This window comes from Paraburkholderia sp. BR13439 (genome assembly GCF_040948805.1).
Classification (GTDB): domain Bacteria; phylum Pseudomonadota; class Gammaproteobacteria; order Burkholderiales; family Burkholderiaceae; genus Paraburkholderia; species Paraburkholderia youngii.
In genome coordinates, this window is record NZ_JBFPKN010000011.1 from 117,492 (window position 1) to 140,370 (window position 22,879).

29 protein-coding genes are annotated in these 22,879 nt (G+C 63.3%); 13 read left to right on the forward strand and 16 right to left on the reverse strand.

The genetic code is table 11. The features are described from left to right. Window positions 1-14 precede the first annotated feature (14 nt). Complete coding sequence (gene fnr / locus AB3X96_RS22090) at window positions 15-797, reverse strand: fumarate/nitrate reduction transcriptional regulator Fnr (protein WP_368591386.1); 783 nt, start codon at window positions 795-797, stop codon at window positions 15-17. A gap of 16 nt (window positions 798-813) precedes the next feature. Next, the gene (locus AB3X96_RS22095; RefSeq protein ID WP_368591387.1) at window positions 814-1,221 is read right to left on the reverse strand and encodes a response regulator; all 408 of its coding nucleotides are present in this window, start codon (window positions 1,219-1,221) and stop codon (window positions 814-816) included. 248 nt (window positions 1,222-1,469) lie between these two features. On the opposite strand from AB3X96_RS22095, the gene AB3X96_RS22100 reads away from it, so the two are divergent. Further along, window positions 1,470-1,931 (forward strand): universal stress protein, encoded by a 462-nt coding sequence (locus AB3X96_RS22100; RefSeq protein ID WP_368591388.1) that lies wholly within the window; start codon window positions 1,470-1,472, stop codon window positions 1,929-1,931. A gap of 29 nt (window positions 1,932-1,960) precedes the next feature. Here AB3X96_RS22100 and AB3X96_RS22105 read toward each other — a convergent pair whose 3' ends face one another. Both AB3X96_RS22105 and AB3X96_RS22110 read right to left on the reverse strand, forming a co-directional pair. Beyond that, complete coding sequence (locus AB3X96_RS22105) at window positions 1,961-2,479, reverse strand: universal stress protein (protein WP_368591389.1); 519 nt, start codon at window positions 2,477-2,479, stop codon at window positions 1,961-1,963. A gap of 23 nt (window positions 2,480-2,502) precedes the next feature. Next, complete coding sequence (locus AB3X96_RS22110) at window positions 2,503-3,342, reverse strand: universal stress protein (RefSeq protein WP_176111445.1); 840 nt, start codon at window positions 3,340-3,342, stop codon at window positions 2,503-2,505. Window positions 3,343-3,541: 199 nt separating this feature from the next. On the opposite strand from AB3X96_RS22110, the gene AB3X96_RS22115 reads away from it, so the two are divergent. Both AB3X96_RS22115 and phbB read left to right on the forward strand, forming a co-directional pair. After that, complete coding sequence (locus AB3X96_RS22115; protein WP_368591390.1) at window positions 3,542-3,892, forward strand: polyketide synthase; 351 nt, start codon at window positions 3,542-3,544, stop codon at window positions 3,890-3,892. 64 nt (window positions 3,893-3,956) lie between these two features. Next, window positions 3,957-4,703: an acetoacetyl-CoA reductase gene (phbB, locus tag AB3X96_RS22120; protein WP_368591391.1), complete on the forward strand. Its 747-nt coding sequence runs from the start codon at window positions 3,957-3,959 to the stop codon at window positions 4,701-4,703. A gap of 8 nt (window positions 4,704-4,711) precedes the next feature. Here the strand turns inward: phbB and AB3X96_RS22125 are convergent, their stop codons facing one another. After that, a complete protein-coding gene (locus AB3X96_RS22125) occupies window positions 4,712-5,089 on the reverse strand; it encodes a type II toxin-antitoxin system VapC family toxin (protein ID WP_013093781.1) in 378 nt (125 codons plus the stop codon). Next, complete coding sequence (locus AB3X96_RS22130; protein ID WP_368591392.1) at window positions 5,089-5,325, reverse strand: type II toxin-antitoxin system Phd/YefM family antitoxin; 237 nt, start codon at window positions 5,323-5,325, stop codon at window positions 5,089-5,091. Before AB3X96_RS22130 ends, AB3X96_RS22125 begins: the two co-directional genes overlap by 1 nt. A 208-nt stretch (window positions 5,326-5,533) precedes the next feature. Here AB3X96_RS22130 and AB3X96_RS22135 point away from each other — a divergent pair, with 208 nt between their 5' ends. Next, window positions 5,534-5,848 (forward strand): hypothetical protein, encoded by a 315-nt coding sequence (locus tag AB3X96_RS22135; RefSeq protein WP_368591393.1) that lies wholly within the window; start codon window positions 5,534-5,536, stop codon window positions 5,846-5,848. Window positions 5,849-5,901: 53 nt separating this feature from the next. Here the strand turns inward: AB3X96_RS22135 and phaZ are convergent, their stop codons facing one another. Continuing rightward, entirely contained in the window at window positions 5,902-7,200 is a 1,299-nt protein-coding gene (gene phaZ, locus AB3X96_RS22140; RefSeq protein WP_368591394.1) for a polyhydroxyalkanoate depolymerase, read from the reverse strand. A 357-nt stretch (window positions 7,201-7,557) separates the two neighbouring features. Between phaZ and AB3X96_RS22145 the strand changes: the two genes are divergently transcribed. After that, a complete protein-coding gene (locus AB3X96_RS22145; RefSeq protein WP_176111986.1) occupies window positions 7,558-7,797 on the forward strand; it encodes a hypothetical protein in 240 nt (79 codons plus the stop codon). A gap of 40 nt (window positions 7,798-7,837) precedes the next feature. On the opposite strand, the gene AB3X96_RS22150 is transcribed toward AB3X96_RS22145, so the two are convergent. The 5 genes from AB3X96_RS22150 to AB3X96_RS22170 all read right to left on the reverse strand — a co-directional run bounded on the left by AB3X96_RS22150 (window position 7,838) and on the right by AB3X96_RS22170 (window position 12,952). After that, the gene (locus tag AB3X96_RS22150; protein ID WP_368591395.1) at window positions 7,838-8,836 is read right to left on the reverse strand and encodes a transketolase family protein; all 999 of its coding nucleotides are present in this window, start codon (window positions 8,834-8,836) and stop codon (window positions 7,838-7,840) included. Continuing rightward, window positions 8,833-9,678, reverse strand: coding sequence for a transketolase (locus AB3X96_RS22155; protein ID WP_368591396.1), 846 nt, complete (start codon window positions 9,676-9,678; stop codon window positions 8,833-8,835). The genes AB3X96_RS22150 and AB3X96_RS22155 overlap by 4 nt, the downstream gene beginning before the upstream one ends. Window positions 9,679-9,710: 32 nt before the next feature. Further along, window positions 9,711-11,036: an MFS transporter gene (locus AB3X96_RS22160; RefSeq protein WP_368591397.1), complete on the reverse strand. Its 1,326-nt coding sequence runs from the start codon at window positions 11,034-11,036 to the stop codon at window positions 9,711-9,713. 108 nt (window positions 11,037-11,144) lie between these two features. Further along, window positions 11,145-11,894 carry an SDR family NAD(P)-dependent oxidoreductase gene (locus tag AB3X96_RS22165; RefSeq protein WP_368591398.1) on the reverse strand — a complete coding sequence of 250 codons (750 nt, stop codon included), beginning with the start codon at window positions 11,892-11,894 and terminating at the stop codon, window positions 11,145-11,147. Window positions 11,895-12,058: 164 nt separating this feature from the next. After that, window positions 12,059-12,952 (reverse strand): LysR substrate-binding domain-containing protein, encoded by an 894-nt coding sequence (locus tag AB3X96_RS22170; protein ID WP_176111434.1) that lies wholly within the window; start codon window positions 12,950-12,952, stop codon window positions 12,059-12,061. A 17-nt stretch (window positions 12,953-12,969) separates the two neighbouring features. Between AB3X96_RS22170 and AB3X96_RS22175 the strand changes: the two genes are divergently transcribed. Next, complete coding sequence (locus tag AB3X96_RS22175; RefSeq protein WP_368591399.1) at window positions 12,970-13,251, forward strand: hypothetical protein; 282 nt, start codon at window positions 12,970-12,972, stop codon at window positions 13,249-13,251. An 18-nt stretch (window positions 13,252-13,269) separates the two neighbouring features. On the opposite strand, the gene AB3X96_RS22180 is transcribed toward AB3X96_RS22175, so the two are convergent. Both AB3X96_RS22180 and AB3X96_RS22185 read right to left on the reverse strand, forming a co-directional pair. Beyond that, the gene (locus AB3X96_RS22180) at window positions 13,270-13,566 is read right to left on the reverse strand and encodes a hypothetical protein (protein WP_368591400.1); all 297 of its coding nucleotides are present in this window, start codon (window positions 13,564-13,566) and stop codon (window positions 13,270-13,272) included. Between the two features lie 100 nt (window positions 13,567-13,666). Further along, window positions 13,667-14,173 (reverse strand): PRC-barrel domain-containing protein, encoded by a 507-nt coding sequence (locus AB3X96_RS22185; protein ID WP_368591401.1) that lies wholly within the window; start codon window positions 14,171-14,173, stop codon window positions 13,667-13,669. Window positions 14,174-14,302: 129 nt separating this feature from the next. Between AB3X96_RS22185 and AB3X96_RS22190 the strand changes: the two genes are divergently transcribed. After that, window positions 14,303-14,764, forward strand: a complete 462-nt coding sequence (locus tag AB3X96_RS22190) for a hypothetical protein (protein WP_176111431.1) — start codon at window positions 14,303-14,305, stop codon at window positions 14,762-14,764. A gap of 19 nt (window positions 14,765-14,783) precedes the next feature. Here AB3X96_RS22190 and AB3X96_RS22195 read toward each other — a convergent pair whose 3' ends face one another. Beyond that, complete coding sequence (locus AB3X96_RS22195) at window positions 14,784-15,287, reverse strand: flavin reductase family protein (RefSeq protein ID WP_368591402.1); 504 nt, start codon at window positions 15,285-15,287, stop codon at window positions 14,784-14,786. 455 nt (window positions 15,288-15,742) lie between these two features. Between AB3X96_RS22195 and AB3X96_RS22200 the strand changes: the two genes are divergently transcribed. Both AB3X96_RS22200 and AB3X96_RS22205 read left to right on the forward strand, forming a co-directional pair. Then, entirely contained in the window at window positions 15,743-16,162 is a 420-nt protein-coding gene (locus AB3X96_RS22200) for a TadE/TadG family type IV pilus assembly protein (RefSeq protein ID WP_176121404.1), read from the forward strand. A 10-nt stretch (window positions 16,163-16,172) separates the two neighbouring features. After that, window positions 16,173-17,360, forward strand: a complete 1,188-nt coding sequence (locus AB3X96_RS22205; protein ID WP_368591403.1) for a pilus assembly protein TadG-related protein — start codon at window positions 16,173-16,175, stop codon at window positions 17,358-17,360. Between the two features lie 157 nt (window positions 17,361-17,517). Here the strand turns inward: AB3X96_RS22205 and AB3X96_RS22210 are convergent, their stop codons facing one another. After that, entirely contained in the window at window positions 17,518-18,408 is an 891-nt protein-coding gene (locus AB3X96_RS22210; protein ID WP_176367974.1) for a LysR substrate-binding domain-containing protein, read from the reverse strand. Window positions 18,409-18,520: 112 nt separating this feature from the next. Between AB3X96_RS22210 and AB3X96_RS22215 the strand changes: the two genes are divergently transcribed. The 4 genes from AB3X96_RS22215 to AB3X96_RS22230 all read left to right on the forward strand — a co-directional run bounded on the left by AB3X96_RS22215 (window position 18,521) and on the right by AB3X96_RS22230 (window position 22,645). Then, complete coding sequence (locus AB3X96_RS22215) at window positions 18,521-19,768, forward strand: acyl-CoA dehydrogenase (protein ID WP_184227086.1); 1,248 nt, start codon at window positions 18,521-18,523, stop codon at window positions 19,766-19,768. A 29-nt stretch (window positions 19,769-19,797) separates the two neighbouring features. Next, on the forward strand, window positions 19,798-20,364 hold the full coding sequence (locus tag AB3X96_RS22220; RefSeq protein WP_368591404.1) for a flavin reductase family protein: 567 nt from the start codon (window positions 19,798-19,800) through the stop codon (window positions 20,362-20,364). Between the two features lie 13 nt (window positions 20,365-20,377). Next, window positions 20,378-21,349 carry a VOC family protein gene (locus tag AB3X96_RS22225; protein ID WP_368591405.1) on the forward strand — a complete coding sequence of 324 codons (972 nt, stop codon included), beginning with the start codon at window positions 20,378-20,380 and terminating at the stop codon, window positions 21,347-21,349. Between the two features lie 75 nt (window positions 21,350-21,424). Next, window positions 21,425-22,645 carry a Bcr/CflA family multidrug efflux MFS transporter gene (locus AB3X96_RS22230; RefSeq protein ID WP_176121398.1) on the forward strand — a complete coding sequence of 407 codons (1,221 nt, stop codon included), beginning with the start codon at window positions 21,425-21,427 and terminating at the stop codon, window positions 22,643-22,645. Window positions 22,646-22,879 lie beyond the last annotated feature (234 nt).

Consider the following 22,879-nt stretch of genomic DNA (forward strand, 5'->3'; position numbering starts at 1 on the left):
CGTCGCGCCGGTGCTCAGACCCGAGCCAGTCGTTCCGGGTCTTCTATGCGGATCGTTTTGCCGTTCGCCTTGACGAGGTGCTCGCGCTGGAACTTCGAGAACATCCGGCTCACCGTTTCGAGCTTCATGCCCAGAAAGCAGCCGATTTCCTCGCGCGTCATGCGCAGATGAAACTCCGCCGCGGAAAAGCCGCGCGCCTTGAAGCGCTTCGACAGATTCAGCAAAAACGTCGCGACGCGCTGTTCGGCGGTCATCGTGCCGAGCAGCATCATCTGGCTCGATTCGCGCACGATCTCGCCGCTCATCAGCTGATAGATGTGATGCTGCATCGGTTTGATCTCGCGACAGATCGCCTCGAGCTGCGCGAACGGAATGATGCACACGACGCTATCTTCGAGCGCAATCGCATCGCAATTCTGCTTGCCCTCGCCGATGCCGTCGAGGCCAAGCGAGTCGCCGGCAATCTGGAAGCCAGTCACGTGCTCGCGACCGTCGCGATGCATGACCACGGTTTTGAATGAGCCGGCGCGTATCGCGTAGATGCTTTGAAACTCGTCGCCCGCGCGATACAGCGCGTCGCCGCGTTTGATCGAGCGCGTCGAGCAGATCAACGCATCGAGCCGGCTCAGTTCGTCCAGTGTCAGCTCGGGCGGCATGCAGATCGCGCGCATCGCGCAGGTGGAGCAGCGCGTGACGGCGTGGCGTGCCGCCGCGGTGCTGGGCGCGACGTGGATCGGTACGACGTGCGAGGTGCGAGGCGCGTCGTGGCGGGGTTCACGGACTGCGGCAACTTGCATGATCGGCTCCTGGCGGTCAGACCCGATGCGCACGACGCGCATAGGCAATCGCTTCGATGGCGCGGCAGGCGAGCTCGAACTCCGAGGTCTTGTCGAAGAAGAAGTCGGCGCCCGCCGCTTCGCACGCGCGGCGAAACGCCGTCGCGTCATGATTGGTCAGCACGATGCTGACGATGGACGGCCGCACCCGCGATAGCGCAGCGAGCAGCAGGAGGTCGGTCTTGCCCGAGAAGCACGGGTCCAGCACCGCGACATCGGCGCGACTCGCGACGATGTCGTCGAACGCGTGCTCGACGCCCGCCGACTCGCCGGCGATTTCGATGCCGGGAATCAGCGCGATCAGGCAAGCAAGCCGGCGCCGGACCTCGACCGCATCGTCGACGAGGAAGACTCTCGATAAGGTGGCTGACGGGGCGGTGTCCATACCGACCAGTATTGGCGACCTAATCTTGGAAACATATCGGCAGCGCTTTAAGCGGTGCTAGGAGTTCAGGTAGTGGTTGTAGGATTATTCCTAGTGGGTTGCTGGCGATGTCGTCCAGCAGCGGCAGCGCCGAGCGGCGACCCGTTGACCTGCGTCAAGCCGAGTGGCGGGGCGCGCTTCACACTGTCGGTGCAAACGCGCGAGGGCACCACTTCGGGTCATGCCAGCGCTTTCAGAGGGAGTCCGACATGTATGCACGAATTCTGGTTGCACTCGACGACAGTCCCAGCGCGCAGCGCGCCTTCGCCGAGGCGCTGAAGCTCGCGAAGCTGACGGGCGCCACGCTCGAAGCCTGCTGCGTGGTGGGGCACGGCAAGTGGTCGAACAATGCCGACGTGGCTTTCGAGCCGGAACCGGCGGGCGCGGCGCAAGATTTCGCCAGCCGCGCGCTCGATGGCCCGCGCGAGCTGTTGCGCGAGGCGCAGGTGCCGGGCGGCGTGCGGGTGATCGACGCTTACGCCGAAAACGTGTCGGCGGTGCTCGCGCGCGTCGCCGACGAAATCCAGGCCGATCTGATCGTGATGGGCACGCATGGCCGCCGTGGCGTGCAGCGCTTTCTGCTCGGCAGCGTCGCGGAGTCGCTCGTGCGGTCGACCGACATACCGGTGCTGATCGTGCGGCATGACGAACAAGCCCACCCTCGGCCCTGAAGCGCCGCGCAGAGCCAGTTTCTAGCGGCTCAGGCGAGTTCGCTCAGGCGGGTCCGCTGTCGGCGCTGTCCGGGGGCTGGCTGGACGCGCGTCGCGCCGCTCGCCTGCGCGGGAATCATCAGCACCGGGCAACAGGCGCGGCGCAGCACGCGCTCGGCGACGCTGCCGAGCATCAGCCGTTGAAACCCGCGGCGGCCGTGCGTGCCCATCACGATCGCATCGGCGTGCCATTCGCGCGCCGTCTCGACGATGCGATGCGCGACGTCTTCGCCGGTGGTCGCGGCTTCGACGGCGCGGGCCGTGCCCTTGACCCCGCGTGCGGTCATCCGGCTCTGCGCGTCGGCCGCGATCCGCTTGCCTTCCTCGATGAACGCGTCCTCGATCGTGGAAGGGTCGAAGCCGGGCGCGTCGTAAGCGATGATGGGTACGTCGATCACGTACAGTGGCATCAGCTCGGCGCCCGATTCGGCGGCGAGGGTCAGCGCGGCGTCGAACGCGCGCGAGGCCGTGGCGCTGCCGTCGAGCGCGACGAATAGGCGGTGAAACATGGCGGACTCCTTAAGCGCACACTTCAGTGCGACAACAGCACCGGCACGCTCATCGATTCGAGCATCGTGCGCGTCGCGCCGCCCAGCACGACTTCGTGCAGACGCGAATGCGCGTAGGCGCCCATTACGATCAGGTCGCAGCCGAGGTCGGCCGCCTGCGACAGCAGCGCGTCGCCGACCGGCGCGCGGTCCGCGACGCTCAGCTCGCGCACGTCGATCCTCACGCCGTGACGCGCGACGGTGAGTGCGATGTCGTCGCCGGCAGCCGTGCCCTGCGGCGGACGATCGGCCGACGAATGAACCGTCAGCAGCGTCACTTTGGCCGCGTGCGCGAGGAACGGCAGCGCGTCGTGGATCGCGCGGGTCGCTTCGCGGCTGCCGTCCCACGCGATCAGCGCGTGGCGGCCCGGCGCCGCGAAGGTGCCGCTCGACGGCACCAGCAACACCGGCCGCCCGGCCGACAGCACGATGTGCTCGACGAACTGTTCGGCGACGAACGCGTCCGGGTCGGTCGGGTCGGGCTGGCCCAGCACGATCAGATCGGCGACCCGCGCATAGGGCGGCACGACGTCGTTCGCGTAGCCGTTCGCGGCGATCCACTGGCCGTCGACGTTCGCGCGCGCGAGTTCCGCGCGAAAGAGCCGCTCCAGCGCGCTGGCACGCTCGTGGCGCAGGCGCTCGTGCTCCGCATAGTAGTCGGCGGTGCCAGCCATCACGAAGAACGCGTGCCGCGGCGGTACGTACGTCGAAAACAGGCCGGTCAGCGTCGCATGAAAGCGGTGTGCGAGCTGCAATGCGATCTCGAGACGCGGATGTGCACGAACGCTCGTATCGAGGTGAACGAGAATGCTTTTGTAGCTCATCGCCAAAGCTCCGTGACAGAACGTGGGAAACGGGCGCAAGCGGGCTCGCGCCCGTCGTCAAATGGAGTCTATGGGCCCGGCGGGCGAGGCTGTTGATGCAGATCAAGCGCGGGCCGTCGCGAGCTCGATACGGTGGCAGACGCGCTCGACGGTTTGCAACCGCGCCTGGCAATCCTATGCTGTCCACTGGAGGGCAGCGATGATGGCATCCGAATCCGACGCGCCGCTCGGACGCTTCGCTTCACCATGGACCTCGACGGCATCCGGACAGCCCGAAGGCTGGTTCGATTACGCGTCGGCGTATCAGACCGCGCAGGGCGCCGCGCGCGAGTACGCGGCGCGGAGTTTCGCCGACTGGAGCAAGTCGATCGCCTTCGCCGTACAGCGCGAGGCGGAGTGGTTCGACGAGGCGAACCGCGCTTGCGCTGCGTGGTCTGCGTGGTGGCAGGCGGCGTACGGCATCGCGCCGGGCGTCGCGCCGCTCGCGGGCGGCTTGAGCGCGTGGTGGTGGAGCTCGCAGAACGCGCTGCCGTTCGCGGGCGTCGTTTAGCCGCGCGGGCCGGCAAAGCCGGCGCGCGCACCGTCAATGGCAGACACGGCAAGGAGGAGTTCAGATGGGAACGGATCGCGTGGCATTGGTCACAGGCGGAATGGGCGGTTTGGGCGCGGCGGTCAGCCGGGCGCTTCATGACGCGGGTATGACGGTCGCGGTGACGCACTCGACGCACAACGATCACGTGCCGACCTGGCTGCAGCACGAGCGCGACACGGGGCGCGACTTTCACGCATACGAAGCCGACATCGCCGACTTCGATTCCTGCGCGCGCTGCGCACAACGCGTGCTGACCGAACTCGGTGCGGTCGACGTGCTGATCAACAACGCCGGCATCACGCAAGACACGAGCTTCGCGAAAATGAGCAAGGAGCACTGGGACGCCGTGCTGCGCACCGATCTCGATGGCCTGTTCAACATGACCAAGCCGCTGTTGCCCGGCATGCTCGAGCGGCGCCACGGCCGTATCGTCAACGTGGGGTCGGTCAACGGCTCGCGCGGCGCCTACGGGCAAACCAACTATTCGTCGGCCAAAGCGGGCCTGCACGGCTTTACCAAGGCGCTTGCGCTCGAAACCGCGAAGCACGGCGTTACGGTGAACACCGTGTCGCCCGGTTACCTCGCGACCGCGATGGTCGAAGCGGTGCCGCGCGAGATTCTCGACACGAAGATCCTGCCGCAGATCCCGGTCGGCCGGCTCGGACGTCCGGACGAGGTGGCGGCGTTGATCGCGTTTCTATGCTCCGACGAAGCGGCTTTTATCACCGGTGCCGATATTGCGATCAATGGGGGGATGCATATGCATTGACGAGTGTCCTAGACGGCGATAACCAAGTCTGTGTATTTCGACAGGTGGCCGTCTGAACTCAGCAAGCGCAACGGCTCCGAAAGAGCTTGTGCGACCAGAAGCCGATCAAATGGGTCCTTGTGAATATCGGGCAAATCTCGAACCAGAGCGGCATGCACTGCCCGCACCGGCAATTCCAGAAAGCCGCTCGCTTCGATCTCGGACACGAGGAGATTGACGTCCACCTCGAGCTTTCCAAGACCGGCTTTAATCGAGGCCTCCCAAATACTCGCGCTGCTGACGAAAACCTCGCTTGCATCGAGTATCAGCTTACGGGCAGCTTTGGTCAGCTTGCGATCGTCCGTGACTGCCCAGAGGAAAACGTGCGTATCGAGAAGGAGTCGCATCAACGGCCCTCGAATGCCGCGATAACGTCATCGGGCAGAGGTGCGTCAAAGTCGTCCGCAATGCGAACCTTGCCCTTCAGTCCACCAAACCGCCGAACGGCCCTGGCATGTTCCATCGGCACGAGCCGCGCTGCCGGCTTGCCGGCCTTTGCGATCACGATCTCCTCGCCGCTGGCCGCAGCATCGACGAGACGCGAAAACTGGGTCTTTGCTTCATGTATATTGACTGTCTGCATAACTGCTCCTAGTGGACTAAGTCCATGTTAGTCCGCTCCGGTATGGCAGTCAAGCGACTATCACTAGTTGATTGCCACACTGCCTTCACCCCGCTTGACCCACGTCAATGACCGCCTCTCAGGTAAGAACAAGATAAGCCCATAACGAGCGCCTGGACCTGCGTGTATCGGAACCGGGCCAGATTAATCATCGCAACGGGAGGCGAAGATGGGCATTGACATGCAGATTGTCTACCTTGGCTTTGCGGGTGCCGCACCGCTCGAAGCGGAAGCAGGTGCGCAACTGGTGCGTCTCGCGCGGTTTGGCGTGCTCGTGTCGCACTGCCATCTCGCCATCGAGGCATTGCGTCCCGGATCGTCGCGTCCGCTGTATGACGTGCGGCTCGATCTCGTCACGCCCGCGCGCGAACTCAAGCCCATCGCGCACTGCGCTGACGACGACGCCAAAGCGGCGATCCGCCGCGCGTTCGATGTGGCGGAACTGGCCCTGGAAGCCGCGATCGGCATGGAGCGCGGGAACTGAGCAAACTGGCGTCGTGACGTGACGCGCGGACTGCCGGCGTTGTCGCGGCCACCTCACGCCGGTCTGCGGTCTGCCGAAGCCCTGGCCGCGCGGCGCGGCTGGCAAACCTCCGTCGCGGCGTGTTCGACATCGCGCCAGAATTCGCAGAGGCTCGGACAAACCGCATCGCGCCAACGCGGGCCGATGAACAGATCGTAGTGATTGCACTGCTCGATGGTGAGCTGCCGCGCGGGTCGCATCGGCGACGTGTCGCGCAGCGCATGCGCGCAATGCGTTTGCCCCGCGCCGGTGATCTCGTCGCTGTCGCCCTCGATCGTGCACAGCGGGGTATCGCGCAGCGCGGCGATCCGCACCAGGCGCCCGGCGACCGACCATAAATCACGCGGCAAAAGATGTTCGTGAAACACCACGCGAAGCATGTCGAGGAAGTAGCACTCCGTCATATCGAGGACCGCGGCATACTCGTTGGCCGAGCGCAGCGCCCGCCGCGCACCGGGCATGTCACCGGCGAGCCAGCGGGACCAGTAGTCCGCTTCGAGCCGCAACTGCCGCTCCGGATGCGCGGCAAAAATCGCGGCCTGCTGGATGAATCCCGGATACACGAGACGTCCCGCGCCGCGATAGGGCGGTGGAACGATATCGATCGCATGATCGTGGAACCACTCGAGCGTATGCGAACTCGCGAAGCGGTCCGTGACGGTCGGGTTCAAACGGGTATCGATCGGGCCGCCCAGCAGCGAGATGCTCGCAATCGGCGCGGCCTCGTCCACGGCGAGCAGCGCCGCGGCGCCGAGCGCGGGCACGCTCGCCTGACAGATTGCGACCACATGAATCGGCGACCCGAACGCGCAGGCGGTGCCGATGAAGCTATCGAGCGCCTGCACGTAGTCGGCGAGCGATAGCGGGCCCGCTTCGAGCGGAACGTCGCGCGCATCGGTCCAATCGGTCACGAATACGTCACGTTCTTCGAGCAGCGTCTCGACGGTCTCGCGCAGCATCACCGAGTGATGTCCGGCGAGTGGCGCGCACAACAGCACTGGCGGTTTGGTGTCGGTAGGTGGGGTAGGCAGGTTGCGCTTGAATCTGAGCAGCGCGCCGAGTGGCAACGAGGCGACGACGTTTTCGTCGACGCTCACGCGGCGACCGTCGACGACAACCGAGTGGATCGCGAATGGCGGCGTTCGCTCGAAAGCGCAAGTCGATCTCAGCAGCCAGTGGCTGAACGCGTCGGCCGCATGATTCGGGCTGAGCCAGCCCGTTTGCGCGCTCGGCATCGACCCCGAATCGGTTGGAACTCCCCCGACCATCGCGCGAGCGAGGCGTTGTTGTGCGTCGATAAAGGCGTACCACATGATGAACCCCGGCATTCGTCGATCATGAGGGCAGCGTTGCCGCACCGGCACGAACTCGTGACGCGGGTACGTCGCAAAAGCTTACCGCGAAACTTCGGCGCGAGGGGCCTGAAATCGATGCGAGCGCGGTGCATGGCGCCTCAGCATCTCACATGCACGGGTCGTTGCGCGTTTTCCCGGCAGGGTTTTCACGCGATTTCGCGTGAGTCTGAAGCGAAGCTGAAGGCGTCGGGCGAGCGATCGGCGTCGAGCGTGACGCACGGTTCACGTCGACGCTTGACCTGGATCAACGAGACGGGCGTTGTACGGCCTTACGCTGACGGTGGCAGCCGCTCGCAACAACCCGAGGAGCATTCAATGGCCATATCAGCAAACGCGCAGCAAGGGACCTGGTCCGTCAGTGTCCACACGGAGGAGGCGCAACAAGGCGGGTTTCAGGCGACGATCCATGTCAAACATGTGTCGCCCGAAGGTGACTTCGAACGCACCTTTCAGCAATCGCAGGTGTTCGCCGTGGAAAGAGAAGCGGTACTCGAAGGACTGCGCGAAGGCATGACATGGATCGCGCTGAAGACGACGCGGACCATCGGGGTGTAAAGCCGATGAGGCCCGCGCGGTGTCATGACAACGTGCGACGTCAATCGAGCCACGTTTTGATCGTCGTAGTCATCGCGTTAGTGGAGATGCCATACAGATCGTGCAGCGTCGGCAGCGCACCAGCGGCGAGGAACGCGTCGGGCAGCGCGATTTGCCGGAACGGCGGCGCCACTCCAGCGCTGAGCAGCGTGCGCGCCACGGCTTCGCCGAGTCCGCCGATCACCGTATGGTTCTCCGCGACGATCACCATACGGCCCGTGCGCTTCGCTTCGCGCAGGATCGTCGCGGTGTCGAGCGGCTTGATGGTCGGCACGTGCAGCACCGCCACACCGACGTTATCTGCCTCGAGTGCCTTCGCGACTTCGAGCGAGCGCATCGTCATGATCCCCGACGAGATCAGCAGCACGTCGTTGCCGTCGCGCAGCAGCTTCGCCTTGCCCAATTCGAAGCAATAGTCGTATTCGTCGAGCACGGCGGGCACGTTGCCGCGCAACAGGCGTGCATAGACCGGCCCTTCGTGTGCGGCAATGGCCGGCACCATCTGCTCGATATCGAGCGCGTCGCACGGATCGATCACCGTCATGTTCGGCATCGCGCGCATCAGCGCGAGATCTTCGGCCGCCTGGTGACTCGGGCCGTAGCCGGTCGTCAGGCCCGGCAACGCACAGACGATCTTCACGTCGAGATTGTCTTCGGCGATCGTTTGATGAATGAAGTCGTACGCGCGGCGCGTTCCGAACACCGCGTAGGTCGTGACGAACGGCTGCGCGCCTTCGTGCGCGAAGCCGGCGGCCGCGCCCATCAGCAGTTGCTCGGCCATGCCCATCTGGTAGTAGCGGTCCGGAAATTCCTTCGCGAAGATATGCAGGTCGGTGTACTTGCCGAGGTCGGCTGTCATGCCGATCACGCTCGCCTTGGTGCGCGCCAGTTCGACCAGCGCATGACCGAACGGCGCGGAACGCGTGACCTGTCCTTCGGCGGCAATCGACGCGATCATCGCCGAGGTTTTAAGGCGCGGCTTATTTGCAACGGTACTCATGCTTGTCTCCCGGCTTCGAGCGCTTCGAGCGCGAGTTGCCATTCGTGTGCATCGACGCGGATGAAGTGATTCTTCTCGCGCGCTTCGAGGAACGGCACGCCACAGCCCATCTTCGTATCGCAGACGATGATGCGCGGTTGCGGCTTGTCGTGATGGCGCGCGTTGTCGAAGGCCCGCTTCACCGCGTCGATGTCGTTGCCGTCCAGGCGCTGCGTGTACCAGCCGAATGCTTCGAGCTTGTCGACGAGCGGCTCGAACGCCATGATCTGCGTTGATGGACCATCGGCCTGCTGGTTGTTCACGTCGACGATCGCGATCAGGTTGTCGAGCTTCCAGTGCGCGGCCGACATCAGGCCTTCCCAGACCGCGCCTTCGTCGAGTTCGCCGTCGGAGAACAGCGTGTAGACGAAGGAGTCCGACGCTTTGCGCTTCAATCCGAGGCAGCGGCCGACGGCGATCGTCAGCCCCTGGCCGAGCGAGCCGCCCGACATCTCCATGCCGGGCGTGTAGCTCGCCATGCCGGACATCGGCAGACGGCTGTCGTCGCTGCCGTAGGTTTCGAGTTCATCGGCGGGCAGGATGCCGGCTTCGAACAGCGCCGCGTATAAAGCAATCGCGTAGTGGCCATTCGACAGCAGGAAGCGGTCGCGGCCTTCCCATTCGGGGTCTTCAGGGCGGTAACGCATCGCGCCGAAGTAAGCGACGGCCAGCACGTCGGCGATGTCGAGCGCCTGGCCGATATAGCCCTGGCCCTGTACTTCGCCCATCAGCAACGCGTTGCGGCGGATGCGGTACGCACGCTCGGCGAGCGTGACCGACTCGGTGATGGTCTCAGTGTCCATCGGTAACTCCTGTAGCAGGTCGAGAGAGAGGTTCATCGGTTCACGGATCGCGCGGGCACCAGAAAGACCAGCAAGGCGCCCAGCGTTACCGCGGCGGAAATGAAGATCAGCCCGGCGGTGGACTTGCCGGTCAGATCGTTGAGCCAGCCGACGATCGCCGGAGAGAAGAAGCCCGCCAGATTCGCGAAGCAGTTCACCGCGGCAATACCGGCCGCCGCGGACATGCCGCCGAGCAGCGCGGTCGGCAGCGACCAGAACTGCGACGACGAAGCGAGAATGCCTGCCGACGCAACGCTCAGACACACGATCGACGCACCGACGCTGCCAAGCAGCGGCAACGTCGCGAAGCCGGCGGCGGCGACCAGCATCGGAATCGCCAGGTGAAAGCGGCGCTCGCGGCGACGATCCGCGCTCATGCCGATCAGCGGCAACGCGACGATCGCGCACAGATACGGAATCGCGGTGAACAGGCCAACCCACAACGGATCGGCGACGCCGGCCTTGCGGATGATCGTGGGCAGCCAAAACGTCAGGCCATACTGGCCCAGCACCACGCAGAAGTAGATCGCCGCCATCAGCCACAGGCGCCGGTCGCCGATGAAGTCGCGAATCGACACGTGCGTGACCGTCTGTTGCGCATCGTTCGCGACGTTGCGTGTGAGCAGCGTTTTTTCCGCGTCGTTCAACCACTTCGCTTTGGCGATGCCGTCATCGAGATACAGCAGAATCGCGATGCCGAGCACGAGCGACGGCAGCGCTTCGAGCAGGAACAGCCATTTCCAGCCCGACATCGACAGCGCGTCGTGCAGCGAATGCATGATCGCGCCGGACAGCGGTCCGCCAATGATGCCCGCGAGCGGAATCGCCATGAAGAACAGCGACAACGCTTTGGCGCGGCGCTGCGCCGGGAACCAGTAGGTCAGGTAAAGGATCACGCCGGGCGCAAAGCCGGCCTCGGCCACGCCGAGCAGAAACCGCAGCACATAGAATGCGGTAGGTGTTCTGACGAACACGAAGCTCGCGGAGATAACGGCCCACGTCAGCATGATTCGCGCAAGCCAGCGGCGCGCGCCGACGCGATGAAGGATCACGTTGCTCGGCACCTCGAATAGGAAGTAGCCGAGAAAGAAGATGCCGGCGCCCATCCCGTACACCGTTTCGCTGAAGTGAAGATCGTTGAGCATCTGCAGCTTCGCGAAGCCGACGTTCACGCGGTCCAGATACGCGCCGAGGTAGCACAGCATCAGGAATGGAATCAGCCGGCGGGCGACCTTCGCATAGGTCCGCGCTTCGAACGTGAGCTCGTCGTTTCGCGGCATCACGTCGCCGGCAACGGTCGCGGTGTATTTCGCTTTCATCGATGTCTCCTGGGTGCCACGGCAGGCGCTGCTGCGCGTGCCCGCGGCCACGTGCCCCGGATAGTGTCCCGGGTGCGTTGCTTGCGCCGTCTGGCGGCGCGCAGTGTTTCAGTGAATCAGCATGCCGCCGTTGACGTCGAGCGTGATCCCCGTCAGGTAGCTCGACAGGTCGCTCAGCAGAAACAGGCACGCGTTCGCGACGTCCGCGGCGTCACCGAGCCGGCCGAGCGGAATGCCTTTGATGATGTCCTCGCGCATCGCGGGCGTCAGTTTGTCGCCGGTGATATCCGTATGGATGAGGCCCGGCGTGATCGAGTTCACGCGGATATGGTTCGCGCCGAATTCACGCGCCATCGCCTTGGCGAGACCGAGCACGCCCGCTTTCGCGGCGCTGTAGTGCGGGCCGCCGAAGATGCCGCCGCCGCGCTGGGCCGAGACCGAGGACATGCAGACGATGCTGCCGCCGTTCTGCTCCTTCATCGCCGGGAGCACCGCTTGCGACATGTACAGCGTGCCGCGCAGATTGACGTCGACGATCGCGTCGAAGTCCTTGCCGCCGATCTCGAGCGTGCGCACCGGCTGTGTGATGCCCGCGTTGTTGACGAGACCGTCGATGCGTCCAAAGCGCTGCAGCGTCTCGCGCGCGGCCGCGATGCAGGCGTCCTTGTCGGTTACGTCGCAAGCCAGACCGAGATGCCTCGCGCCGAGCTCGGCGGCCGCGCTTTGCGCATCTTCGCGGCGCAGATCGAGGATCACGACGCTTGCGCCTTGCGCGGCCAGTGCGCGGGCCGTGGCCTTGCCGATGCCTCGCGGCGACGCCGCACCCGTCACGATGATGGTCCGGTTCTCGAGCAACATGGTTTGTCTCCTGTGTGTTGACTGGTGCCCAGAGTGTCGGCTCGCGAGGCGCCCGCATCAACGCGGAAACGTTCAGCAATAGCTGAGAAAAATTCAGATGACGGATGGAGCGCACGCGCGGCGCTGTGCCAGGCGTGCAGCCGGACGCGAACGAAAACGCGGATTCAGCCCCGCAAGTCGGCGGCCGCTTCGCGCTCGATCCACGCAAGGAAGCGCTCGACGCGCGGCAGGTCCGCGTTCTGCGCCGGATAGACGAGATGGTGGGCACCGACTTCGACCGCGAAGCTGGCGTCGAACACGGGCGCGAGCAGGCCTTCGCGTATCTTCACCGATGCGAGCATCAGGCTTTCGAGCGCGATGCCGAGCCCGAGTGCCGCGGTTTCGAGCGACATGTACGAGCGGTCGAACGAGAAGTCGAAGGTCTTGTGCGCGGCGGAGACACCGGTCCTGCCGAACCACTGTTTCCACTGCACGAGCGGCGACTCCGAATAAATCAGCCGATGCGACAGCAGGTCTTCCGGCGTCTTCACCGGATGTTGCGCGAGGTACTTCGGCGACGCGAGTGGCGCGATGAATTCGCCGCGCACCGTTTTGACTTCGACGTTGGTCCAGTTGCCGTAGCCGTGGCGCACGTCGATGTCGTAGAAGCCGTTCGAGAACGACACGTTTTCGTATGAGCAGGCGACGTTCAGCTGGATGTCGTCGTTCGCTTCCTGGAACGAAGACAGTCGCGGCAGCAGCCACATCAGGCCGAAGCTCGGGCTCGAATGCACGCGCAGGATCTCGACGTCGGTACGGCTCGACGCGCGTTCGGTCGCGCGGCTCAGGTCCGCGAGCGAGCCCGTCACGTCGGCCAGATAGCGCTCGCCGGTCGGCGTCAGCACGAGTCCGCGGCCGGAGCGCTGGAACAGCGCCTGCCCGATGATCGATTCGAGGTTGCTCAGCTGATGACTCACCGCCGACGCGGTCAGGCCAAGTTCGTCGGCTGCGCGATTTACGCTTTTCGTGCGGGCAACGCTTTCGAACGCGATGATCGCCTTCAGCGGTGGGATGCGCATAGGGAAATTTTTTTCAGTTGCAGTTGAAGGAAACCGCCTTGTTCGCGAGTGATGCGCACTGCCATTCTGCCCGTAAGCCGCACCGATACCGATATGGCGCAGTGCACCATTGCGCAGGAGACAGACCGCCGTGCATTATCCGTTTTTCTTCGCCGCACGCGATCTGCGCGGCGTTCTCGCTAGTCAGGCAAGCTTCGCTCGACATCCGTCATACGCCTATTGTGCCGCCCGACGGCATGCGCAAGCTTCGCCGTTATGCGCTGCTCAAACGCTATGACTTGATCGCCGCCCGGCGATGAGCGTGCGAATGCGGCGCTTCAACGCGTCGCCGCATCGTCTTCCGTCTCGCTCGCCTCGCGCGTCGACTTCGTCGCCGGTGCTTGCTGATTCACGTCGTCGACGACCTCTGGTTGCTTGCGCTCCAGCAAGCCGGCGACCGGATGCCCGCTCTGCCACCGGCCGGAACGCCCCGCATACGCGCAACAAGCGCCGACTACGAATGCGCCCAGCGCGGGCAGCGGAAGCGCAAGGCTGAGAAACACCGAACCCGTGCCGATTGCCACCCACGCGACGAAGGATATGTTCTTTCGATTGACTAGTGCGCGTCGCATCATCGTCGTTTCCCCTTTGCCGCGCGCCGCGCCTCGTGTGCTCGTCGCAAGACGGTGACGTGCGTGAGATAGCGGTGCTGGAGCGCCGGGACGAGGGTCTTCTTCAGATCCCGGTGGTCGGATCGATACGTGCGGCGGGATCGCTTTCGACGACACCGCGTGTGGCTTCCCAGTACGGTTCGCGATGATAGAACTGGTGGACCGACGCGCCCCATGCGCGATCGGCCATCGCCGGCCAATGGTCCTTGTCGAAGCCCGGCGAGCTTTTCACCTGCTCGGCCGTGGCGTCCAGCTGGAAGCACTTGCGGTCCGTGTCGAGCGTCAGCGCGCGCCAGGGGATCGCGTGCAAGGTGCCGCCGATGCCGAGAATGGCGCCCTCCGTCAGCACCGCATACGCGATGCGGCCGCTGCGCACGTCGAGCATGATGTCGGAAATCTTGCCGAGGTCCTGGCCGTCGGAAGACAGTACCTTGTTGCCGTCGAGCGTGGCGGCGGCCATTACGTCGGGGCCGGGACCATCGCCAACGCCACTGCCGGCGATCCGTGCGCCGGTGGCCGGCTGTGCGGGAGTCGAGGAGGCGTTCGGGTCGAGAGGATCGGGCAGGTCCATGTCGAAACTCCTGATTTTCACGGAATACCTGTCCGGCGCAAGACGCGTACCTGATGCACGATTCGACGACTAGAATAAAACCATGCCGTGTCGCGACGGCTGCGCTGCGCCCGCAGAGGGGGAGCGATCATGCGTTGTGGAATCGTTGGTCTATGCACTGGCGTGGCGGGCGCATTTGCGCTGTGTGGCTGCGTCTATTACGGTCCCTATTCGTACTATCCGGGAGCGGGTGGTTACTACGCCTGCACCAGCGGGGCGGCCACTGCCACCACGGAATCAGCGACCGGCAGCGCGCCTACGGCGGCAAGCGGGACGGCCGGCGCGAATCCGGCGCCAAACGATTTGCCGTTGTCGGGACAGGATTGCACCTATGTCGCGGTTCCTGCGCCTGCTTATTACGGCTATCCCGGGTATTACGGTTATCCGGGCTACTACGGGTATCCCTACGGCTACCCATACGGTTATCCATGGGCTGGCTACTACGGATGGTGGGGACCGTCAGTGGTGATCGGAGGCTACTGGGGCGGTGGCTATCATCATGGCGGCTACTACGGCCACTGGCACGGAGGACATGGCGGGCACTGGCATTGAGCAGCCAGCACGCCACCCACTACGAAAACGTCCCGGGATAAAGGTCCTCGCTCATATCGAGATTGCCGGTCTGCGCATAGATCAGCGGCTTTCCGCCCGCGCCCGCTAGCGCGCCATCGACGACACGCCCGATCACCACCCGATGATCTCCCGCCGCGATGTCATCGACCACCCGGCACTCGAAATGCGCGAGCGCATCGACCAATAGCGGCGCGCCGGTCACGCCGGTACGCCAGCGAGTCGTCGCGAGCTTGTCGACGGCGCGGCCCGACTGCGTGCCGAAGTGCTCGGCGAGCTTCTGTTGATCCGCGCGCAGCACGCTGATCGCAAACACCGCGCCGCTGCGCAGCAGTTCGTACGACTGATGCTCGGGACTGATCCCGAGCGCGACGAGCAATGGTGCAAACGAAACCTGCATCACCGAGCTCGCGGTGAACGCATTGCGGCGCTCGCCGTCCGCTACGCCGATCACATATACGCCTGACGTCAGATGCCGGAAAAGCTGCGCGATCCTGTTGCTCATAGGGGGAGGTGAATCATTCCAATGGGTTGTCGTCGATCGCCGCTTTGCCGCTATTGCAGAAGAATTGTGCGGCAGCGCGCAGAATTTCCCGCTTTGGCTCGTATGCTTCGAAGCTATAAACGGAAGCCAAAATGACAACCAGATGGCTTCCCGAGGCCCTTCGCATTCAGCAATCACATGCGGAGTGTGGCACTCATCGTCGGGGGACATCATGAAAAATCAAGCGAAGAGCACCGTCGCGATTCCATCATATTTCAAACCTGCCACGTCATCGATGTTACCTCGATGTGTGCTGGCTCGTTGCCGTTCAGTCACCCCAACTTCGATTTCCTGGCGCTAGCCGCGCCGTTGCGAAATACAAGATCGCGTCCACCGAATCAGCGTCCGGAGCAGAGCGCAAGCTTTAGCGACCAGGATGCGGTCGGCGAATGTTGCGTGACCGCCTACGGAGTCAAATGATGAACCTGAAAAAAAAGCAAAAGGGTGTGGTGGCCGTCGAAACCGCGCTCGTACTTCCGCTTCTGTTGCTGATTGTGTTCGGAATCGTCGAGTTCGGCCTGGCTCTGTACGACCAGGCTGTCATCACCAACGCCGCCAGGGAGGGCGCGCGGGCGGGCATCGTGCTAACGAGTCCCAGACCCACGACCACGGACATTACGAGCGTCGTGACCGGCTATACGTCCTCGTACCTGATTTCTTTTGCGGCGAAAAACCCCGCGCCATCGGTCTCGGTGACCAATGCAGGCGGGTCGTTCGGCACCGCGTTGGCGGTCAAGGTCTCGTACACGTTCACGGGGTTGTTGCTCGGCCCCCTGATGAACCCGTTGACTGGGCCGATAACGTTGAGCTCCACGGCCACGATGAACAACGAATAAGAAGCACATCATGCGTAACGTCCATACCCTGCGTACTCCGCGCCGCGCAAAATCGATGAAGAAGCAGAAGGGCGCGGTGGCCATCATGGTCGCCTTGCTGCTGCTTATGCTCCTCAGCTTCGCGGCGCTCGCGATCGACATTGGCAACCTGATGGTGGCCCGCACGCAGGCACAGACTGCCGCGGACGCCGCGGCGCTTGCAGGGGCACAGTGCCTCTATACCCAGGCCAGCAACGCTAGCTGCAACAACGCGAGCGCCGCCAATCCGGATTGGAACGACTCGCAGACCGTGGCTGTTTCGTTCGGGCCGAAGAACAACGTGCAGGGGGCGGCCGTGCAGTTGCATACGTCGGATGTCACCACGGGCTATGTGAATGTGACCAATGTTGCGGCTGGTGTCTCCCAGGCCACCGTGCCGGTAGCAAGCGGAAAGATCGTGCCTGCGGTCCAGGTGACGGTGCACAAGGATGGGACCGACTCCAACGGGAGCGTCCCGATGTATCTGGCGCAAGTGCTGAACATCGCGTCGCTGAAGACGAGTGCGACGGCGACCGCGGTCGTGGCTAGTCCGGGAACCGCTGAAGTTGGGGCACTGTTCCCGATCGTGATGTCGCAATGCCTGTACAACTCCTACTGGAATTCGGCGACCAACTCCCCCAAGCTTGCTACCAGTACAACCGACCCCCAAGCGGCCAACAACGGCACGCCCATTCCGCAGACGATCGGCCAACCGTACATCTTCGGGATCAGAGCGTCGTACCAGGCCGCCAATTGCAACGCAGGACAATGGACGTCCCTCTCTTCTGCTAACAGCCAGCTTGGTTCCGACGCCATAGTCGGGTTGATGACGAGCGGAAACGCGAGTCCGATGTCTATCGGCCAACCGATCTATCTCGAGACGGGCCTGAATAGCAATGCGTTCCACAATGTTGGAACCTGTAGTCAGATTCCGTCGGGTTCGGCGGGTAGTTGTGCCTGGGTGACGGTAGCCGTGGTGAGTAATGTTACGGGGGGACAGGGGAGTACTCCGCCGATCGTCGCATTCGGGTGCCTGCACATCCTGAACGAGACAGGCAGCGGCACCAACGCACTGATCACCGTTCAGATGGGCAACGATCCGAACTACTGCAAAAACAGCCAGATGGACGGCATCGGCCCCAACTATGGGACGATCATGATGCCCCGGTTGGTTCAGTAAGATTGCCGTCGAGGCGCGCTTCACGGCATGGCAACTCTGCGGCGTAGCAAAAGCCCGCCTCAACGCTATCTGATCAGGACGCCTACACCCAGTCAGCGCGACTCAACCTATAGTCGCTGACTCGACAATGCCGTGCGCAGTGTCCCTGGCCACGCGCTCATATCGACGCTCGAAGCCGCGCCAACAGCCACTTCTTGAAAATCTTGAGTTTCGGGTTGAGGTCCTCCCCCTTACGGTAAAGGAGGTGGTACCCGTGTTGGATGGTGCATGTGTGCGGGATGGCCTGCACCAACCGGCCGTCCCGAAAGTCCTGCTGAAACAGGAACAAGGGCACCAATCCGAAGCCGAGACCTGACATGGCGGCTTCGCGCATCATCAGCATCTGCAGAAAGCGCGGGGATTTGCCGAGGCTTGGCATCTGCAGCCCGTGCTGTTCGAAAAACTTCTGCCAAGGTTCTTCGCGCGTGCCGGCAATGCTCAGCAACGGGGCCGTGAGCAAGTCGGCGGGTTCATGCACATCGACCTGCTGCTTCATGCGCGGCGAGCAAACCACGCCCGCCTCGGTCGTGTCGAGCAGGCAGATCGAATCGTAACCGGGCCACGGGGGTGAGCCATAACGGATGCGAGCATGGACGGGCGCGTCGTAATCAAGTTCCTTGAGTTCCTCGGCCAGCACGTCCACCTGGATATCCGGGAATTTGGCGCGGAACTCGCTGATGTTTTGGACCAGCCAGAGGGTGAAGCCAACGTTGACGGAAAGGATCAGCGTCGACTGGTCTGCGCTTTCCTTCAGCCGGCTGCCCGCCTCGGCAATCTGGTTCAGGCCCACCGTAATCTGTTCGTGATAGGTCCTGCCGACGGGTGTCAGTGAAATCCAGCGGCCATTGCGTTCGAACAGGCGAACCTCGAGTTGTTCCTCGAGCGTCTGGATCATGCGGCTGATCGCGCCCTGGGTCACGTGGAGTTCGGCGGCCGCCGCGGTAAAGCTTTGCAGGCGGGCAGCGACCTCGAAATATCTGACGGCTGTCAGAGAGGGAAGGCGCTTCATTTCAAACGTTCTTGCATGAGTTGAACTCATTCTAACGTACAAGGAATCGTTTTAGATCGGGTACTTACCCCACCTACACTGTGCTCACTCGAACTACATCGATAGAGACGACATGAACGCAGTGATTGAAACCCAACCCTTCACGGCCACCGAGGGCGAAGCGTATCGCCAGCGCGCGCTGAAAGCGGGCGAGGCATTCCTGAAGGCTGTCGATGCGATCCTTCCGGTGCTGCGCGCAGGCCGCGAGCAGTCCGAGCGCGAGTGTCGCGTTGCAGATGCCAGCGTCGAGGCCATGCTCGATGCCGGCGTGTTCCGCAGCCTCACGCCGCTGCAATACGGCGGCCTGGAACTCTCTCCGGCGGACTTCTACGACGGCCTGATGCGCATTGCCCAATGCGACAGTTCCGCGGCGTGGATCGCCGGCCAGATCGTCTGCCACAACCTCGAAATCGCGGCGATGGACCCGCAGATGCACGAGGATTTCTGGGGCGTCTACGGTCCGGACGCCCGTGCCTCCAGCTCTTACGCGCCGCTCGGCAAGACCGAACCGACCGAGGGCGGCTATATCCTCGATGGCAGATGGACCTTCTCCAGTGGCGTCGATTTTGCGCACTATGTCGTGCTCGGCGGTGGTGAGCGCAATTTCCTGGTGCCGATCAAGGACCTGGTCATCGACCACGACAGCTGGGACGTGCAGGGCCTGCGCGGCACCGGCAGCAAGGCGGTCACGGCGAACAAGGTGTTCGTGCCGAATCACCGCATCCACGTGATGGTCGATGTCGTCAACGACATCAACCCTGGCTACGAGGCTATCCAGACACCGCTGTATCGCGGCGTGTCGTGGATGACGGTGTTCTACGCGACGGCTGCCAATACCGTGATCGGCACGGCGCTGGAAGGCGTGAACCTGTTTCTTGAACAGTCCCGCAATCGTTATACGAAGATGGGCACCGGGGCACGCCTGGCCGAAAACCCCATCCTCCATCTGAAGCTCGCGGACGCGTTGACCCGCATCAACGACATTCGAACGCGGACCCTGAACAACTGGCGGCATATTTTCGATCAGGCCTGCAAGGGCGAACCGATTTCGCATCTGGAGCGTCTGCGCGTGCGCTTCGAATCGGCCGATTCGTTCGCCGCCTGCTTCGATGTCCTGCATGACATCTGGCCGATGGTCGGCGCAGTGGCTTCGCAGAGCTCCAATCCGATGCAGCTGATCTTCCGCAACCTGATGGCGGCGCGCACGCACGGCACCGGCGGCAAGGAGCTCGCGGCGAGCGCTTATTCGCGGGCACTTCTGGGTCTGCCGGCGCCCGAATTCAAGGTCAACGACTTCGCCACTGCCGCCTATTGGCGCTAATCCCGCAGACATCACGGAGCGAAAACGTAATGATGATTCAACAGCAATTCGTCGCGGACAAGCAGCGGTGGGCACTGCTGGAACGCGGCCGCCCGTTGGATGACAGCCGCTCATTCCGACGCTGCCTTGGTCAGTATCCGACTGGGGTGACGGTGATCACGGCCAGTCATGACGGCGGTCCGGTCGGCATGACGGTGAATTCCTTCGCCTCTGTCTCGCTGGACCCGCCATTGATCCTGTGGTCGATCCGGCGCGAGTCGAGAAATGTCGAGGCTTTCAGGAGCGCAGAGCATTTCGTGGTGAACATGCTCGCGCATGACCAGGTCGAGGTGTCGCAGTGGTTCTGCACGAGTCATCCGGAGAAGTTCGAGCTGGTGTCGTGGGTGGCGGGGCTCGGCGGTGCGCCGTTGATCTACGGTGCGGTTGCGCAGCTGGAATGCCAGCGCGTTTCCGTCCAGGAAGCCGGCGATCACCTGATCCTGATCGGCGAGGTCAAGCAATACGCGCATTTCGACGGCAAGCCCCTGACGTTCAGCAATGGCGAATACGCGATGACGCAGGGGCTGCCGCGCGAGCATCACTGCGCACCGAATTGACAGGGGATTCAAATTGCAAATCCAGGAAATCGGCTATCTGGGCATCGACGCCACCAACATGGACGGGTGGCGTGCGTTCGCAAGGGACTACATCGGATTCGAAGTCCGTTCGCTGGATCAGGGGTGTCTCGGCCTGCGCATGGATGACTATGCCTGGCGTCTGTTCGTGCGTCCGGCGCAGCGCAATGGCGTCGGGTTTATCGGCATGAAGGTCGACAGCCTGGAAGCCTTGGAGACGGTGCATGAGGAAATGACCTCGGCGGGTATTCCAGTGCACGAAAGCAACGCTGCAGAGCGGTGCGAACGCAGTGTGCAGCGCATGTTGTGGGCATCTGACCCAGACGGCAATCGTGTCGAATTTTTCGTTGGACGTAGTACCGACGCGAGCCCCTTCAAGCCGGGCCGCCCGATCGGAGGCTTCCGTACCGGTTCGCTGGGGTTCGGCCACGTTGTCATCGGCACTCCGCTTCTGGAGGAGATGGAATATTTCTACATAAAGGTGCTCGGCTTCGGCCTGACCGACTATATGGAAGGGGACATCAAGGTGCGCTTTATCCATGCCAATGAGCGGCATCACTCGCTGGCGCTGGTCAAAACCCCTGCCAGATTCCTGCATCACGTGATGGTCGAATACAAGTTCATGGACGATGTCGGCCGGCTATACGACAAGGCGTTGACCATGCCGGGCATGATCCAGACGAGTCTCGGCCGACACGGCAATGACCACATGCTGTCTTTCTATTCGAAGACGCCCGGTGGATTTCTCATCGAAACGGGGTGGGGTGGCCGGCTGATCGATCGTGAAAGCTGGAAGCCAGAGGAGCTCTGGTGCATGAGCCTGTGGGGGCACGAGCGTAGCTGGGAGACGCCTGAAAACCGGCTCAAGCAGCGCGAGCAAAACGCGCTGGCCGCCAGCAGGGGAGCGCTGGCACCGGTTGAAATCAACGGCGAAGGCGGATTCGTGAGTCGCGATGCTGCGATCTGATGGCGTGCAGTGAGTGTGCCCGCCCGCCGGTTTTTTCTGGCGAATACGAACCGAACCGCTTCCAACGGAATTGCGATGCCCCACCTGACTCGACGCCGGCCGGATCGGCGGCTGATCCTGTTGCTTGGCGCGCTTGCCGCCTGCGGTCCGCTCGGGACCGATATCTATCTGCCGAGCCTGCCGGCGATTGCCGCATCGTTCGGCGTCCCGGCCGCCGCTGCGGCGGCAACGCTGACGGCTTTTATCGCCGGGTTCTCGATCGGCATGGTGCTGTACGGTCCGATCTCCGACGCGTACGGGCGACGTCCGGTGCTGCTCGCCGGTCTCGGCCTGTTCGTTGTCGCCAGCGTTGCATGCTGGCTCTCGGCCTCCATTAACCAGCTCATAGTGATGCGCTTTTTGCAAGCGCTCGGGGCAGGCGCTGCCTCGGTGCTTGCGCGGACCATTGCTCGTGATGCGCACGAGCCCGGCGAAGCGTCGAAAGTGCTGTCGATGGTCGCGCTGGTCACCTCGGTCGGACCGCTGCTCGCGCCGTTGATCGGGGGGCAACTGTTGCTGCTCGGCGACTGGCGCACAGTATTCGTCGCACTGACGCTGTTCGGCGCGTTCTGTTCAGTGGCCGCGTGGCTGCGTGTGCCGGAAACGTGGCCGCGGGAGAAGCGCGCTAACCAGGCCGTGTTGCAGTCGTTCGCCGCATACGGGCGGCTGCTGCGCGATCCGGCCGTCTGGGGGCATCTGCTGTGCGGCGGGATGGTGTTTGCCGCGATGTTCACCTACATCACGGAGACGCCGTTCGTCTATATCCAGTATTTCCATATCTCGCCGCAGCACTATGGCCTGTTCTTCGCACTGAATGTGCTCGGCATCATGGCCGGCAACTTTCTGAACACGCGCTATGTCGGCCGGTTCGGCGTGTTGCGGATGATTTCCGCCGCATCGACGCTCTCGTCTGGCGCAGCACTGTTCGTCGCGTTTGCATGCTTGACCGGGTGGGGCGGGCTGTGGTCGATGGTGGCCGGACTGTGCTGTGTCATCGGCGTGGTGGGACTGCTTTCCGCCAATTGCGCGACCGATCTGATGTCGCGCTATCCAGACAATGCCGGCGCGGCAGCGGCGCTGTTCGGCGCGACCCAGCTCGCCTTCGGCGCGCTGGCGAGTTTCGTCGTCGGACTGTTTCCGGGGATCTCGCCGGCCGGCATGGGCTGGACCATCGGCGTGTGCGGCGTGCTCGGCTACGTCGGCAGGGTTTTGATCGTGCGGGGACATGGACGAGAGGCCCTGGCGCTGTCGACGTGAATGTAATGAAGGCGCCTGGATGATCTGAAGTCATTCAAGCCGCAAAAATGTTGCTTTGTCATAGAGTTTCGGGCCCGTAACCTTGGCTCATGGAGTGCTACGGACGACGGCCCGTCAATCAAATACCACAACGACCCATACAACAGGAGACTCAGCATGCCACAGGCACTCAAGGCCAGATTCAAACACGTCGGCATCCATGCCATCGATGTCGACAGGATGGTGGCGTTTTAC